Origin of the sequence: Bradyrhizobium sp. NBAIM01 (assembly GCF_020194115.1) — a bacterium.
Classification (GTDB): Bacteria; Pseudomonadota; Alphaproteobacteria; order Rhizobiales; family Xanthobacteraceae; genus Bradyrhizobium; species Bradyrhizobium yuanmingense.
Genome location: NZ_JADYVU010000014.1, coordinates 112,686 through 127,300 on the forward strand (window position 1 = coordinate 112,686; position 14,615 = coordinate 127,300).

The window sequence follows — 14,615 nt, forward strand, 5'->3', positions numbered from 1 at the left end:
GCCCCATCATTGCTGCAGGCCTTGCTGTGGCACCGGCCTGCACACCGCGAAGAAGAATGCGACGAGCAGCACCGAAGTGAACATCGTCGAGCGAAGGAACATCGTCTCCGTGAAATTCGATTGAAAGCTGAGGACGACGAATCCGATGATGAGAGCGCAGTGGCGACGGTCGATCGTCCGCGTGGCGATCAGGTACAGGACCTTTTCCGAGAACAGATAGACGCTCGCCACGAACAGCACGTATCCCAGGAATCCGGTTTCCATCGCCACCGCGATATAGCCGCTATGATAATTGTCCAGCACCCAGCCGTGGTTCTGGTTGAAATAGTCGTAAATCGCAGGGCGCGTCCAGAACCCGTTGATGCCGAAGCCCAGCAGCGGCGCATCGTCGAAATGGCCGATGGCGTACTGCCAGATGAAGGTCCGCTCGGTCAGATTGATGGTCGATTCGCCGAGATGGATGGAATCGTAGCCCGTGACATAGAAATACAGGATCAGGAGCGCAGCCAGGATGCACATGACGACCGGCAGCACCGCGTAAATCCTCATGCAGCGGATCGACCATAGGGAGGTCATGAGTAGTGCACCGGCGGCAATTGCAACGGCACCGGCACCACGCGATTCCGAGGCGATGACGCATGTCGATGCCAGGAGAAACGTCAGCAGAAAAACTGTCCAGCCCTGGCCCGTCATCTTCTGATAGCAGGCAAAGAACATCAGATAGGCGCTGATGAAACCGAGGGTCTGCTTCGATTCGTAGATTCCCTGCCACTGGCCGTTGTGCATCCAGCTCTGATCGACGCCGATCTCGGGCACGAAAACCGCGCACAGGGCCGAGGCGGCGACCAAGATGAAGAGTCCCAGCGCCGTCGCTCCGACGATCTCGTCGATGTCGATCCGCGTGATCAGGCAGTACGCACCAAAGGTCGTCATCACGAGGGCCGCGCTCTTCATGATCGCCGCGGTGGCGAGGCCGGTCCAGAGCACAGAAACAGCGGCGAGAGCATAGAATGCGACCAGCGCGATGAAATCGGGATTGGGCTGCACGCGCAGGCAGGGTCGCACGAAGGCACTGGCGTAGATCAGGATGACCCACATCAACAGCGCAACGGCCTGTTGCACGAAGCTCCATTCTGCGGGAAGCAGCGCGGGCTGCAGGACACCCATCGACGCGATCACATTGACGGTGATCGAGCCACGCATCACGATTCTGGCGAGCTTCTCCACGCCGACGCGGGGCGCTGTCCAGATCGCGCTGGCGTCCTCCTCGGAATCGTGCAGGCTGGTCATGAGCGGACCGCCTGAAGCGCGGCGGATCTTCCCACACCGTGCACTACGAGCGCCTTCGCACGCGCGCCTACCGCGGGCATCGGCCGGTCGAGGCCTGATTCCCAGAGCCGCTCTCCCGCCGCGGCGGCGAGGCGCAACGGCGTCATTCCATTCCCAGTCACGTCCGCTCGGTCCACGGCTTCGAACGGCTCTCAGCGGATGTTGGCGCCGCCCACTGTGCCGTGCGTCTCAGGCGGGAAGATTGTCGTACCTTCTACCTTTGAGATCAAGGTGGCATGACGGGACGCCGCCCTCACAATCAGGTGCGAGACACGATTGGGCCCTTGCCGGGCGGGAAAAAAGAAAGGTTACGCCGCCGTTGCCGGCGGCAGCGCCAGCACGGAATAAATCGCCTGCGCATCGCGCGAGGCGCGGAGCTTCTTGGCGATGTCCTGGTCGCGCAGCAGGCGGGCGATGCGGGCGAGCGCCTTGAGGTGATCGGCGCCGGCGCCTTCAGGGGCGAGCAGCAGGAAGACGAGATCGACCGGCTGGCCGTCCATCGCCTCGAAGTCGATCGGACGATCGAGCCGCGCGAACAGGCCGAAGATCTTCTCCAGCTTGGGCAGCTTGCCGTGCGGAATGGCGACGCCATAGCCGACCGCGGTGGTGCCGAGCTTCTCCCGCTGCAGCAGCACCTCGAACACCGAGCGCTCGTTCTGCCCGGTCAGCTCGGCGGCCTTGGCCGCCAGCTCCTGCAGCGCCTGCTTCTTGCTGTTGACTTTCAATGCCGGGAGAATCGCCTCGGGCGCGACCAGATCGGTAATCGGCATGGAAGCTTTCCGAGGTGAATTAAACCGTCAGGTTCCGATTTGGCCAGCTTGATAGACCAAGCTCGGCCGGCGTCAATAACATGAAGCAGGAGGCGGACTTAGCCCCGATCCAGATGTGGGGGGCTTCTACTCCAACGCAATCCCGGTGCCAACTCCCGCGTGCGGCTTTGCCCCCGTCATTGTTAAGGGCCGGGATGGTACGGGCGCCGGCTGGCGGGCCTAGCCACCGCCCTGGCCGTCCACCTTGGCTCCCGGCGGGTCGATCCAACCCACATTGCCGTCCGCCCTGCGGTAAATGATGTTCACCCGACCGGACGAGCCATGCTGGAATACCAGGCAGGGTGCCCCGCTGAGATCGAGTTCCATGACGGCTTCGCTGACCGAGAGCCGCTTCAGCGACGTGGTTTGCTCCGCGATGATGACGGGGCTGTAGCCGGCGACTTCCTCTTCGCCCTCTCCGGGCGCTTCCAGCACATAGCTGGTGGCGTCGAGCGCAGCCATCGCCTCGGAGGCGGCATGGGCCTTGCGCGCGGAGCGGTCCTTGAGCCGGTTCTTGTAGCGCCGCAGCCGCTTCTCGATCATCACCAGCGCCTGGTCGGCACTGGCATAGGCATCCGGTGCGTTCGAATCGGCTTCCAGCGTGATTCCTGAATCGAGATGCAGGGCGCAATCGGTGCGAAAGCCGAAGCCGTCCTTGCTCAGCGTGATGTGGCCGGAATAATTGCCGTCGAAATATTTGCGCAGCACCTCGTCGGTGCGGTCGGCAACGCGGCCGCGCAGCGCCTCGCCGACGCTGATGCTCTTTCCCGAGATTCTGAGAGTCATGTGATGCCTCGCTTGGTTGGTGCCCAGCTTGGATCGGTCTCGATGGGGCATCGAGAGTAGCGCGATTTGGCGCCAGCGCAATCAGGCCGGTTCGGGATTGCGGGAGCGATCGGACAAGGCGGTAGAGAGGACGTTACCAAGAGCGCTCTGCTTGTCGCGGCGGCGTTGCACCGAGGAAGGTATGCGCATGGCTTCGCGGTACTTCGCGACCGTGCGGCGGGCAATATCAATGCCCGAGGCGCGCAAGCGTTCCACGATGGTGTCGTCCGACAGGATCGCGGAGGGCTCCTCCGAATCGATCAGCTGCTTGATGTGGTGACGCACCGCTTCCGCCGAATGCGCTTCGCCCCCGTCGGCCGAGGCGATCGAGGCCGTGAAGAAATATTTCAGCTCGAACGTGCCGCGGTTGGTCGCCATGTATTTGTTGGCGGTGACACGCGACACCGTGGATTCGTGCATCTGGATGGCGTCGGCGACGGCCTTCAGATTGAGCGGGCGCAAATGGGCGACACCGTGGGTGAAGAACCCGTCCTGCTGGCGCACGATCTCGGTCGCCACTTTCAGGATGGTGCGGGCGCGCTGGTCGAGCGCGCGCACGAGCCAGGTCGCGTTCTGCAACGCATCCGTGAAATAGGACTTGTCGCCGTCCTTGCCGATCTTCTTCGACAGCTCGGAATAATAGGTCTGGTTGACCAGCACGCGCGGCAAGGTGTCGCTGTTGAGCTCGACATGCCAACCGCCGTCGGGACCCGGGCGGACATAGACGTCGGGCACCATGGTCTGCAGGCGCGCCGAGCCGAACTTCATGCCGGGCTTGGGATTGAGGCGGCGGATCTCGCCGATCATGTCGGCGATGTCCTCGTCGTCGACGCCGCAGATCTTGCGAAGAGCCGCGATGTCGCGCTTGGCGAGCAGATCGAGATGCTCGACCAGCGCCTGCATCGCGGGGTCGTAGCGGTCGAGCTCGCGCAGTTGGATCGCCAGGCATTCGCTTAAGGAACGCGCGCAGACCCCGGGCGGATCGAATTTTTGCAGCACGGCGAGGACGCTTTCGACCTCGGCCTGCGACGCGCCGAGACGCTCGGCGGCTTGGCCGAGATCGGGCGGCAGATAGCCGGCCTCGTCGACGAGGTCGATCAGGTACTGGCCGATCATGCGTTGCGCGGGCGCGGTGAAGGCAACCGAGAGCTGCTCGGCGAGATGGCCCGACAACGTCGTCTCGGCCGCGACAAAAGCTTCGAGATTGTAGTCTTCGTCACCGGAGGCGCCGCCGCCCCATTCGGTATAGGTGGTTGGCGCGGCATCCTGCGCGTTGCGCGCGGCCGCCTCGGCCGGCTCCTCGGAGAAGACATTGTCGAGGCCGGTGTCCAGGGTTTGCTCGATCTCGGCGCGGGTGCCGAGATCCTTGCTCATCCATTCTTCCTGGCCCGGCTCGAAGCCTTCCGCGCTGCCGCCGAAGCCGTCCTCGCCCTGGCCATCGCCATGACCGTCACCTTGGCCGCCCCCGGAATCGCCGTAACTGCCGGCCTCGGCCGAAGCTTCGCCCGCGGGGGCCTCGTCACTGGCCCGTTCCAGCAGCGGGTTTCGCTCGAGCTCCTCTTCCACGAAGGTCGTGAGATCGAGATTGGACAATTGCAGCAGCTTGATCGCCTGCATCAGCTGCGGCGTCATGACCAGCGACTGCGATTGCCGGAACTCTAATCTCTGCGTAAGCGCCATGAAGCAAGAACCGATCCCAAAAGTTGGTCCGATTTTTGCTTATCCTAGTCTCAGCCCGATGTACACGGCTTGACGATTGGAAAAAAGGGCTAGAGGCGGAATTCCTCGCCAAGGTAAAGGCGGCGCACGTCCGGATCGGCAACGATCTCATCCGGGGTTCCCTCGGTCAAGATTTCCCCGGCATAGACGATATAGGCACGGTCGGTGAGGCCGAGCGTCTCGCGGACATTGTGGTCGGTAATCAGCACGCCGATGCCGCGATTGGTGAGATGGCGGACGAGGTCCTGGATGTCGCCGACCGCGATCGGGTCGATGCCGGCGAAGGGCTCGTCGAGCAGCATGTAGTTCGGCCGCGTCGCCAGCGCGCGCGCGATTTCGACGCGGCGACGCTCGCCGCCGGACAGCGCGATCGACGGTGATTTCCGTAAGCGCGTGATGTTGAACTCGTCGAGCAGCGAGTCGAGCTGCTGCTCGCGCTTCTTGCGCGAGGGCTCGACCACTTCGAGCACGGCGCGGATGTTCTGCTCGACGGTGAGGCCGCGGAAGATCGAGGCTTCCTGCGGCAGATAGCCGATGCCGAGCCGCGCGCGCTGATACATCGGCAGCTTGGTGACGTCGTGGCCGTCGAGCTCGATCGCGCCGCGATCGGCCTTGATCAGGCCGGTGATCATGTAGAACACGGTGGTCTTGCCGGCGCCGTTCGGGCCGAGCAGGCCGACGGCCTCGCCGCGGCGCACATAGATGCTGACGCCGCGCACCACCTGGCGGCTGCCAAAGGCCTTTTCCACGCTATGCACAGCCAGGAATCCGGGCCGCTTCAACAGCTGCGGCGCGCCGGCACCGTTGGACCTGGCGGCCGTTCGGACGGGATGAACCGCCTGCGGACGCAGCTCGGCCTGATAGTCGGCCTCGTAGTCGCCCGTGTAGTCACCTTGGAACTGGTCGGGCCCGCGGGGCTGGTCGCGGGCAATCGGCGTGTCCCTGACGGGACTGGGCACGAGGCCGCCGACGCTGTCCCCGAGCGCAGTGATGTCCTGACGCGCAAATCCTGGCCGGCCGCGCTTGGCGGGGCGCCGACGGAACATGCTGAAGAGATCGACCATCCCCGCCTTCTAGCCTTTGGCGTCGTCTTGCGCGAAATCCGCGCGATCTGTCGCGCCAGCCTGAGCGATTGGCCGACGCAGCATGGGTGAAGGAATGTCTCATGCCCAGTGAAACACGCCCGAATAGCGGCGGACCCCGCTTCGAAAGCCCTGCGCGCTAGATACAGGCTCGCCGGGCAGGCTTCAACCCTCGGTTCGGCCGCATCCGAACCAAGCCGTTGAATTCATTTTGGTTTACTTGCACCGGGTAACTGCAAAGGCGGCGCGCCGCCGGGCTTGCCCGAACCGCAATCGTTGCTGGAGCCCTGCGGCAGCAGGACCTGAACCCGGCCGCTGTCGGATTCCACACGTGACACGCCGGTCGTCATATCGACAGTCAGCCGATCGCCCCGCATGACGTTCTTGCACTGGGTCATGACGACTTGGCCCGAGCCCCCGCCGAACATGGTGATCAGGTTGGTCTTGGTGTCGAACACGGCGGTCTCCCCCGTCACCACCTGGTCCTTCTGGGTGACCACGACATTGCCGCGCGCCTCGAGCCGCTTGATCGAGGAGCTGCCGCCCGGACCCGGCTGCGCCGACTGCATCGGCGCGCTCTTGGTCGCTTTCGCCGCAGGCTGCGGCGCGGCCGGCTTGTCGCCGCCGCCCGAATCGTAAAACACCACCAGCGTCTTCGAGGTCATGGTGGTGTCGCCCTGCACGACCTTCACATTGCCGGAGAAGGTCGCCTCCTTCTTCTTGTCGCGCATCTCGAGCGAGGCCGCTTCGATCTGAATTGGCTGATCGCGGTTTTGCGTAAAGCCCTGCAGCGCGTTGTTGGGCGCAGTCGCCGAACTCTGCGTGCGGCCTTCACCGGATACGATCAAGACACCAAAGGCAAGCGCGGCTGCGCTGACGATCGCGCTGCGCCTGTTGTCGTTGCGCGAGAAGAACTTCATCATGAAAATCACTTCGAATTGGCAGACTTGTTCTGAGGCGTGCGCGTCTTCGTCGGCGCAGGCTCGGTTGGTCCAGGCTGAGCAGCGGCGGGTTCATCCAGCTTGTCCAGATGCATCACCACATTGCCCTCGAAGCGGATGACGTCGCCGCCTTCGGTAATTCGCAGGCGATCCGCACTCAGCGTGCCATTGGTCAGCTTGACGTCGACGCGCTCGTCCGAGGAGACCGTGCCCTTGCCCATGTCGACGAAGGCCGAGTTCAGCCGGGCTTCGTAGCCGGTCGAGGTGCGTAGCAAGATATCCTTGCGCAGATCGAGCTGCTGCTGCTTGTTGTCGAAGCGGCCGGTGCGGGCATCGAGGAACAGGGTCGACTTGTCCTCCATCAGCACTTTCGCACGCAGGTCATTGAGATCGACATGATCGGGATCGGTGATGTCCTGCGTCGCGGTCTTGGCCCAGAGCTCGTAGGGCCGCTGGTCCGGCGTGTAGCCGGCGAGGTGCGGCGATTCCATCGTGATCTTGGTGCCCGACACCACCAGATTTCCGGAGTCGAGCGGCAGCTTCGGCATCAGCATGCGGAACGGATTGAAGATCGAGACGCCGACGATGACAGCCATGGACAGCACCACAGCACCCGGGACCGCGATGCGCAGAATCCGCACCAGGCGGCTGTGGCGGGCCGCGCTGGCAAACTTCGCCGCAAGCGCGGCGTCGTAGGTGGGGTTCTGGGCCGAATTCACCGGGGTTCCTGCTTACCTGTCTCCTGACGTATCGCTCGCCTTGTCCGGTCGAGGGGGCGCACCCCATTCTATCCGGCGCCGCCCAAATATGCAGCCGGCGACAGGCCGTTACGAAAGTGTCCGAAACGGGGCGGCAATCCCGGGCCAACCGCCACGGGGGCCTTCAGGAGTGCGCGAAAATGTCCTCTTCCGCCCAGCCCTGGAGGTCCAGCAGGGCGCGGGTCGGCAGGAAGTCGAAACAGGCCTGCGCCAGGTGGCTGCGGCCTTCCCGCACCAGCATGGCGTCCAGTCGCTCGCGCAAGGCATGCAGATGCAGCACGTCGGAGGCGGCGTAGGCGAGCTGCGGCTCGCTCAGGCTGTCGGAACCCCAGTCGCTGGACTGCTGCTGCTTGGAGAGGTCGATGTTGAGCACCTCGCGGACGAGGTCCTTGAGGCCGTGGCGGTCGGTGTAGGTGCGGGTCAGGCGGGACGCAATCTTGGTGCAATAAATCGGCCCGGTCATGATGCCGAAGGTTTGGTACAGCACCGCGACGTCGAACCGCGCGAAGTGGAATATCTTCGTGACCCCAGGATTGGCGAGCAGCGCCTTCAGGTTCGGCGCGTCGGTGTGGCCCTTGGGGATCTGCACCACGTCGGCGCTGCCGTCGCCGGGCGAGAGCTGCACCACACAGAGACGGTCGCGGTGCGGGTTCAGCCCCATGGTCTCGGTGTCGATCGCCACCGCTCCGGTGTAGCGGGACAGGTCGGGCAGGTCGCCGCGGTGCAGGCGTACGGTCATGAAACCCTCGGGTCGAATCGGTGCGTCGATATCATAGGCTAGAGCATGATCCGGAAAAGTGTGCAGCGGTTTTCCGAAAAGATCATGCTCAATCAATAACCTAAAGCGCGATGTCGATTCATCTTAATCGCATCGCGCTTTAGTCGAATGGATCGCGATGTAGCCAGTCGCGACAGGTCACGCAAGCGGCCGTGACCTTACGGGTCGGTCAGATCGCGGCGAGCATGATGCAGACCATCGCCGCGACTGCGGTGCGGCTGGGGCCGTCCCGGAACGCGTACAGGATCGGATCGTCCGGCATCTCGCGGCGATGCGCCATCATCAGAGCACGGCCCAACCAGTACAGCAGCAGCGGCGTGAGCAGCCACAGCATCCAGGGGCGGCTGTAGAGCGGCGTCACCGCCGAGGACGAGACGTAGAGCGAGAACACGGTCACCGCGTTCATGGCGCTTGCCGCCGCCATCGCGGCGATGACGTTAAGGTCGGTGACGCGATAGTCGCGGTTGGAGGGATCGGCGAGGCCCACGCTCTCGCGCATGCTGAGCTCGCTGAAGCGCTTGATCAGGGCGAGCGAGGTGAACACGAACAGCGAGAAGATCAACAGCCATTCCGACAGCACCACGCCGACGCCGACTGCGCCGGCGACGATGCGAAGCGTGTAGAGGCCGGCGAGCGTGACGATGTCGACCAGCATCTTGCGCTTGAGCACGAGCGAATAGGCGATCGTGGTGGCGAGATAGAGGCCGAGCACGCCGAGAAACTGCGGCGAGATGCAGAGGCTGGCGGCAAGCGCGAACAACCACAATGCGGGAATGGCCGACAGCGCCGACGAGATCGGCAAATCGCCGGCTGCGAGCGCGCGGTGGCGCTTGCTCGGATGCTGCCGGTCGGCGGCGAGATCGAGCAGATCGTTCATCAGATAGGCGCCCGAGGCGCAGGCCGAGAACGCCAGGAATGCGAGCAGCGCGTAGCCGAGCGTCGAAAGGTTCAGCTGATGCGCCGTGAGCGCAGGCACGAACACCAGCGTGTTCTTGGCGTATTGATGGACCCGCAGCGCCTTCACCCAGGTGGCGAGGCCGGCTCTACGGACCTCGCGATTTTCGATGCGCGTGATGGAGGCACAATCGAACGGCACGCGCCCCGCCGCGAGATCGGCGTGCGTGACGACGCCATCGAAGCCGAGATGCGCTGAGATCGCCGCGGCATGAGCGGCGAGCCGATCCGCGACGAGATAGATCTTCTCACCGCGCGCCCGTGCCGCCAGCGCCCGGTTCATCACATCGGAATCATAGGGCAGATGGGCGTAGTCGATCTCGGCTCGCGCCAGGATCGCCGTGAGCGCCGCCATCCCCGCCCGTCCGCCCGCACCGAAGCGCGCCAGCATGCGGCCGGGGCTGGAGAACAGCGCCTCCATCAGCAGCTCGGAACGCAGCAGCGCGCCTTCGAGGTCGATGACAAGGGTCCGGGCCGGCGACGGCTCGGACACGCGAGGATCATACTGGGAGGCACGCTGCTCCATCCGAAAACGCTCTGACTTGCCGTGACATGACCGGCATTCGGCCGGGGGAGCAGGAAATTGGACGGCCAACCCTATGGGAACATTCACTAAAGGCGGATTAATTCACCTGGAGAGATGGGGGCGAGGCGCTGTTGCTCGGATCCCACAATCCGGCGCGAGCTTCCTGTCCCGGCAGAACTTTTGCTTCGCGTGCCGTGGACATCGTCCCGACCCACCCTATCTGCCAGTTTCCCTCGCCGGGGGGGCCCACCCTGAATCAGGTGCCATGACCGAACCAACGCTCGCTGCGCCGATCGACGACCAGCGCCCGCGCGGATTTTCGCGCTACCAGGTGCTCCTCATCGCGCTGCTGGCGCTGACGCAGTTCACGATCATCCTCGACTTCATCATCATGTCGCCGCTCGGCGCCATCCTGATGCCCGCGCTCGGCATCACGGCGGGGCAGTTCGGCGTTGCCGTATCGGCCTACGCGTTCAGTGCGGGACTATCGGGCATCCTCGCCGCCGGCTTTGCCGATCGTTTCGATCGCAAGCGCCTCCTGCTGTTCTTCTATGTCGGCTTCACGCTCGGCACGCTGCTGTGCGCGGTGGCGCCGAACTACCATGTGCTGCTGATCGGCCGGATCGTGACCGGATTGTTCGGCGGCGTGATCGGCGCGGTCGTGCTCGCCATCATCACCGACCTGTTCTCGTTGCAGATGCGCGGCCGCGTGATGGGAATCATCCAGACGGCGTTCGCCGCCAGCCAGGTGCTCGGCATTCCCGCCGGCCTGTTTCTCGCCAATTACTGGAGCTGGCATGTCTGCTTCATCGCCATCGTCGTGCTGTCGATCGTGACGATCGCCATCATCGCCTTTGCCATGGAGCCGGTCGACGCGCATCTGAAGCTGAAGCAGGACAGAAACCCGTTCCGCCATCTGGTCGCGACGGTCAGTGAGCCGCGCTACACGCTCGCCTTCGCCGTCACGACGCTGCTGGCGACCGGCGGCTACATGCTGATGCCGTTTTCCAGCGCCTACACCGTGCACAATCTCGGCATCGACATCACGCATCTGCCGACGATCTATCTCGTTTCCGGCCTGTTCAGCATCGTCACGGGACCGCTGGTCGGCCGCGCCAGCGACGCGTTCGGCAAATATCCGACCTTCGTGTTCGGCTGCGCCATGACCGTCCTCATGGTGCTGATCTACACCCATCTCGGCCACGTCTCGCTCGCGACCGCAATCATCGTCAACGTGCTGATGTTCGTCGGCATCTTCTCGCGCATGATCCCCTCGCAGGCGCTGATGTCGGCGATCCCGGAGCCCGGCCAGCGCGGCTCGTTCAGCGCGGTCAGCGCCTCGCTCCAGCAACTGTCCGGCGGGCTCGGCTCGGTGCTCGCCAGCGCGATCATCGCCCAAGGCGCGGACGGCGCGCTACTCCATTTCGACCGGATCGGCTACGTCGTCGTGACCACGACGATCGTCACGCTGGTGATGATGTATTTCATGCAGAAGGCGGTGGCGGAGCGGACGGGAAAGCGGGTGGTGTGAGGGGGAGAGGAGCCGCCGTCCGAATTCGTTTTCCGCGCGGTGGAAGTCACCTGCTTTGTGGTGGACACAGTGCCACACGTCACGCAGCCACGTTCTTCGCTAGTTTTATCCGATCGGTCCTCGCGACTCGACAAGAAACAAGACCAAGGGCGGGAAATGAGAAAGCTGACACGACGAACATTCGTGATGGGTTCGGCCGTCGCGTTGTGCGCGCCGGCTGTAAGGACCGAGGCGCAATCCGCGTGGCCGTCCAAATCGATCAGGATCATCGTGCCCTATCCACCGGGCGGCCAGACCGACGGCATCGCGCGCGCGTTCGGCGACTTCCTGGCGCGGCAGGTGGGCAAGCCGGTCATCGTCGAGAACAAGCGCGGCGCCGGCGGCGTCATCGGCGTGGCAGAAGCGAAACGCGCCGATCCGGACGGCACCACCATCCTGTGCACGATCTCGTCGTCGCTGATCCAGAACCGCGTCACGGTAAGAGACCTGCCCTACGATCCCGAAAATGATTTTACCTATCTGACGATGGTCATCGGCGCTGGCGGTCCGGTCGTGGCGGCGAAGAAGACCGGTGCGACCAATCTGCGCGAGTTCATCGAATACTGCAAGAAAGTCGGCAGCGTGAACTGGGGATCCTACGGCGTGGGCTCGACGCCGCACGTCCTGAGCGAGACGATCGCCAAGCAATACGGCATAAAGGTTCAGGTCATCCAGTATCGCGGCGAGGCGCCGATGTGGAATGACGTCGCCGGACAGACGCTTGATGGCGCCGCCGGGAGCTATGCCGCAGCCGCGCCCGTCATCCAGGCCGACACCGGCAACCTGATCGGCGTGGTCGGCACCCGTCTGCCGCCCCATCCGGACACGCCGACCATGACCGAGCAAGGCGCCGTCGGCGACTTCTACAATCTGCGTCCCTTCACCACGTTTGCGGTGCCGTCCGGCGCGCCGCGGGATATCGTCGATCGCCTCTCGCCGCTGCTGATCCAAGCCGGAACCGATCCGAAAGTTCAGCAGATGCTGAACAACTTCATCCTGTCATCGCCGGCCGATTTCGAAACGACGAATCGGATCTTCAAGCGCGACAGCGACGTGATGCTCCGCATCCTGGGCGATCTCGGCGTCAAGCCGTCGGATTAGCCGCGTCGCGGCCCAGCAGCCCAGTGCGCTTCCTGCTCCTCGTGGCTCTCCGTATTCGGCGCCTAGCCGACATCGAGCGTGTGGACCATGGCGACACTCCGGGCGTCTGCCGGCGTGTCAAATGCACGGTCGTCGTTGCGGAGCCGCCCAGATGGTTTCCAGATATGACGTGCAGAAGGCGGTGGCGGAGCGGACCGGGAAGAAGGTGGTGTGAGGAACGGCTCCTGCTCCACATTCGGGTGAACCCACGCCGGGCCTCCGGTGACCAAGGTTGCATCGATGCGCCGAACGGAGATCTCCCGTGAAATTCAAGCTTGCCGCCGCGATCCTCGCCGCAAGCCTCCCGCTGGCATCGATGGCTTTCGCCCAAGACACCGCCCAGAGCACCGCGCCAGCCGACCTTGCCGTGATCGATGCCTGCCTGAAGAAGGTGGAGAAAACCGGCGGTTTCGGCAGTGCCTGCGTCGGGCTCGTCGCCGACCCCTGCATCAAGGCGGCAGAGGGCGCGAATGACGATGTCGCCAGATGGAAGGCCTGCGCGGCGCGCGAACTCGCCGTCTGGACGCAGAAAACCAGTGAGGCGCTGAAGAAGGTTCAGGCCGGCGGGTTCGCCGACGCGATCAAGGCCGTCAATGACTCGCAGAAAGTTTTCGCCGCCTCGCGTGATCGCCTCTGCGCGGTCTTCGACAACGTCGACCCCGGCATGTACCGGGGCGGCGCGAGCTACTGCCGCCTGCGCGAGACCGCGAACCGCTCGCTGAGCCTCATCAAGCTGGGCGCTGCGGTCAACGAGCACTGAGGCTTCCTAGGGGGGCTCGGGTCACCGGCCTTGCCGGCACCTTCCGACGTGGCGACGACGGCCATTCGGCGCCATGAGCGCCGTGCTTCGGTGTCGCGGACCGGTCAGCAGCTCGATGTCCTGCGGATGAGCGATTTCAATCGCTTGAGCAGGGGATGGTGCCCAGGAAAGGACTCGAACCTTCACGGCCGTTAAGCCACTGGCACCTGAAGCCAGCGCGTCTACCAATTCCACCACCTGGGCATGCCGTTTGGGGCACGGAGGCGGTTACTACGGTTCGGTGACGCCGTTGTCAATTCATGCGTGAGGCCGGGGTCGGGATGCCGATTGCGCATCGCAAACCGGCCCGATACAAGCCTGACAAGACGCACTCTTTTCCGCAGGAATGGCTCCCATGGCATCGAATCTGGACACGCTGGTCACGGTTTTCGGCGGATCTGGGTTTTTGGGCCGCAGCGTCGTCCGCGCCCTGTGCAAGCGGGATTACCGGGTTCGGGTTGCGGTGCGGCGGCCGGAACTCGCCGGATACCTGCAGCCGCTCGGCCGGGTCGGGCAGATTCACACCGTGCAGGCGAATCTGCGCTATCCGGCCTCGGTCGAGGCGGCGCTTCGTGATTCGCATGTCGTGATCAATCTGGTCGGCGTGCTCACCGAGAGCGGCGGGCAGACGTTTGACGCCGTCCAGGCCAGGGGCGCCGAGACCGTCGCCAAGGCGGCGGCCGCCGCAGGTAGCGCGCTGGTGCATGTCTCGGCGATCGGGGCCGATGCGCAGTCGCCCTCACGCTATGCCAGGGCCAAGGCGGCCGGCGAAGCCGCGGTCCTGGCCGCGGTTCCCTCCGCCACGATCTTCCGCCCGTCCGTGATGTTCGGCCCCGAGGACCAGTTCACCAACCGCTTTGCCGCGCTGGCACGGATGTCGCCGGTGCTGCCCCTGATCGGCGGCGAGACCAAGATGCAGCCGGTCTATGTCGGCGACGTCGCCAGCGCGATCGCGGATGCGGCCGACGGCAAGGCCAAGGCGGGCGCCACTTACGAGCTCGGCGGGCCGGAAGTGCTGACCATGCGCGAGATCATCGAGGCGATCCTCGAAATCACCGACCGCAAGCGCATGCTGGTGCCGCTGACATTCGGCCTCGCCCGCTTCCAGGCCAACTTCCTGCAATTCGCGCCGGGCGCGTTCAAGCTGACGCCGGACCAGGTCACGCTGCTCGAGCGCGACAATATCGTGTCGGACGCGGCGAAGGCGGCCGGGCTGACGCTGGAAGGCCTCGGCATCCAGGCCGACTCGCTGGAAGCGATCGCCCCGCAATATCTCTGGCGCTTCCGCCCGCAGGGCCAGTTCCAGCGCATGAGCGTGTGAGGGATCTTCTTTACCTCGCCCCGCTTTGCGGGGAGAGGTCGGATTGCGCAGCAATCCGGGTGAG

Annotated in this window: 13 protein-coding genes and 1 tRNA gene; 4 read left to right on the plus strand and 10 right to left on the minus strand. The window is 64.4% G+C overall.

Annotated elements, in window-relative coordinates; all coding sequences use genetic code 11:
• Positions 1 to 6: 6 nt before the first annotated feature.
• The 9 genes from I6F31_RS30575 to I6F31_RS30615 all read right to left on the minus strand — a co-directional run bounded on the left by I6F31_RS30575 (position 7) and on the right by I6F31_RS30615 (position 9,688).
• The gene (locus I6F31_RS30575; protein WP_225144115.1) at positions 7 to 1,290 is read right to left on the minus strand and encodes an O-antigen ligase family protein; all 1,284 of its coding nucleotides are present in this window, start codon (positions 1,288 to 1,290) and stop codon (positions 7 to 9) included.
• Between the two features lie 347 nt (positions 1,291 to 1,637).
• Entirely contained in the window at positions 1,638 to 2,099 is a 462-nt protein-coding gene (ptsN, locus tag I6F31_RS30580; RefSeq protein ID WP_008141251.1) for a PTS IIA-like nitrogen regulatory protein PtsN, read from the minus strand.
• A gap of 219 nt (positions 2,100 to 2,318) precedes the next feature.
• Complete coding sequence (gene raiA, locus I6F31_RS30585) at positions 2,319 to 2,924, minus strand: ribosome-associated translation inhibitor RaiA (protein ID WP_036009184.1); 606 nt, start codon at positions 2,922 to 2,924, stop codon at positions 2,319 to 2,321.
• An 81-nt stretch (positions 2,925 to 3,005) separates the two neighbouring features.
• Positions 3,006 to 4,643 carry an RNA polymerase factor sigma-54 gene (gene rpoN, locus I6F31_RS30590; protein WP_225128030.1) on the minus strand — a complete coding sequence of 546 codons (1,638 nt, stop codon included), beginning with the start codon at positions 4,641 to 4,643 and terminating at the stop codon, positions 3,006 to 3,008.
• Positions 4,644 to 4,732: 89 nt separating this feature from the next.
• On the minus strand, positions 4,733 to 5,746 hold the full coding sequence (gene lptB, locus I6F31_RS30595; protein WP_225186581.1) for an LPS export ABC transporter ATP-binding protein: 1,014 nt from the start codon (positions 5,744 to 5,746) through the stop codon (positions 4,733 to 4,735).
• Between the two features lie 224 nt (positions 5,747 to 5,970).
• The gene (locus I6F31_RS30600; RefSeq protein ID WP_225186582.1) at positions 5,971 to 6,687 is read right to left on the minus strand and encodes an LptA/OstA family protein; all 717 of its coding nucleotides are present in this window, start codon (positions 6,685 to 6,687) and stop codon (positions 5,971 to 5,973) included.
• A 5-nt stretch (positions 6,688 to 6,692) separates the two neighbouring features.
• Positions 6,693 to 7,424: an LPS export ABC transporter periplasmic protein LptC gene (gene lptC, locus I6F31_RS30605; RefSeq protein ID WP_036003378.1), complete on the minus strand. Its 732-nt coding sequence runs from the start codon at positions 7,422 to 7,424 to the stop codon at positions 6,693 to 6,695.
• Positions 7,425 to 7,587: 163 nt separating this feature from the next.
• Complete coding sequence (locus I6F31_RS30610) at positions 7,588 to 8,202, minus strand: ribonuclease D (RefSeq protein WP_225186583.1); 615 nt, start codon at positions 8,200 to 8,202, stop codon at positions 7,588 to 7,590.
• Positions 8,203 to 8,410: 208 nt separating this feature from the next.
• Complete coding sequence (locus I6F31_RS30615; RefSeq protein WP_225186584.1) at positions 8,411 to 9,688, minus strand: UbiA family prenyltransferase; 1,278 nt, start codon at positions 9,686 to 9,688, stop codon at positions 8,411 to 8,413.
• Positions 9,689 to 9,986: 298 nt separating this feature from the next.
• Between I6F31_RS30615 and I6F31_RS30620 the strand changes: the two genes are divergently transcribed.
• The 3 genes from I6F31_RS30620 (at position 9,987) to I6F31_RS30630 (ending at position 13,191) form a co-directional block, all read left to right on the plus strand.
• Positions 9,987 to 11,252: an MFS transporter gene (locus I6F31_RS30620; RefSeq protein ID WP_225186585.1), complete on the plus strand. Its 1,266-nt coding sequence runs from the start codon at positions 9,987 to 9,989 to the stop codon at positions 11,250 to 11,252.
• Between the two features lie 186 nt (positions 11,253 to 11,438).
• Positions 11,439 to 12,392 carry a tripartite tricarboxylate transporter substrate binding protein gene (locus tag I6F31_RS30625; protein ID WP_225186586.1) on the plus strand — a complete coding sequence of 318 codons (954 nt, stop codon included), beginning with the start codon at positions 11,439 to 11,441 and terminating at the stop codon, positions 12,390 to 12,392.
• A 301-nt stretch (positions 12,393 to 12,693) separates the two neighbouring features.
• Positions 12,694 to 13,191, plus strand: coding sequence for a lysozyme inhibitor LprI family protein (locus tag I6F31_RS30630; protein WP_225186587.1), 498 nt, complete (start codon positions 12,694 to 12,696; stop codon positions 13,189 to 13,191).
• A 156-nt stretch (positions 13,192 to 13,347) separates the two neighbouring features.
• On the opposite strand, the gene I6F31_RS30635 is transcribed toward I6F31_RS30630, so the two are convergent.
• Positions 13,348 to 13,434 (minus strand) — tRNA-Leu (locus I6F31_RS30635).
• 151 nt (positions 13,435 to 13,585) lie between these two features.
• Here I6F31_RS30635 and I6F31_RS30640 point away from each other — a divergent pair.
• Positions 13,586 to 14,551 (plus strand): complex I NDUFA9 subunit family protein, encoded by a 966-nt coding sequence (locus I6F31_RS30640; protein WP_225144138.1) that lies wholly within the window; start codon positions 13,586 to 13,588, stop codon positions 14,549 to 14,551.
• The last annotated feature ends 64 nt before the right edge of the window (positions 14,552 to 14,615 follow it).

Excerpts from the sequence above, each read along its gene's own strand:
- I6F31_RS30575 (WP_225144115.1), bottom strand. The coding sequence starts at position 1,290 with ATGACCAGCCTGCACGATTCCGAGGAGGACGCCAGCGCGATCTGGACA.
- ptsN (WP_008141251.1), bottom strand. The coding sequence starts at position 2,099 with ATGCCGATTACCGATCTGGTCGCGCCCGAGGCGATTCTCCCGGCATTG.
- raiA (WP_036009184.1), bottom strand. The coding sequence starts at position 2,924 with ATGACTCTCAGAATCTCGGGAAAGAGCATCAGCGTCGGCGAGGCGCTG.
- rpoN (WP_225128030.1), bottom strand. The coding sequence starts at position 4,643 with ATGGCGCTTACGCAGAGATTAGAGTTCCGGCAATCGCAGTCGCTGGTC.
- lptB (WP_225186581.1), bottom strand. The coding sequence starts at position 5,746 with ATGGTCGATCTCTTCAGCATGTTCCGTCGGCGCCCCGCCAAGCGCGGC.
- I6F31_RS30600 (WP_225186582.1), bottom strand. The coding sequence starts at position 6,687 with ATGATGAAGTTCTTCTCGCGCAACGACAACAGGCGCAGCGCGATCGTC.
- I6F31_RS30610 (WP_225186583.1), bottom strand. The coding sequence starts at position 8,202 with ATGACCGTACGCCTGCACCGCGGCGACCTGCCCGACCTGTCCCGCTAC.
- I6F31_RS30620 (WP_225186585.1), top strand. The coding sequence starts at position 9,987 with ATGACCGAACCAACGCTCGCTGCGCCGATCGACGACCAGCGCCCGCGC.
- I6F31_RS30625 (WP_225186586.1), top strand. The coding sequence starts at position 11,439 with ATGGGTTCGGCCGTCGCGTTGTGCGCGCCGGCTGTAAGGACCGAGGCG.
- I6F31_RS30640 (WP_225144138.1), top strand. The coding sequence starts at position 13,586 with ATGGCATCGAATCTGGACACGCTGGTCACGGTTTTCGGCGGATCTGGG.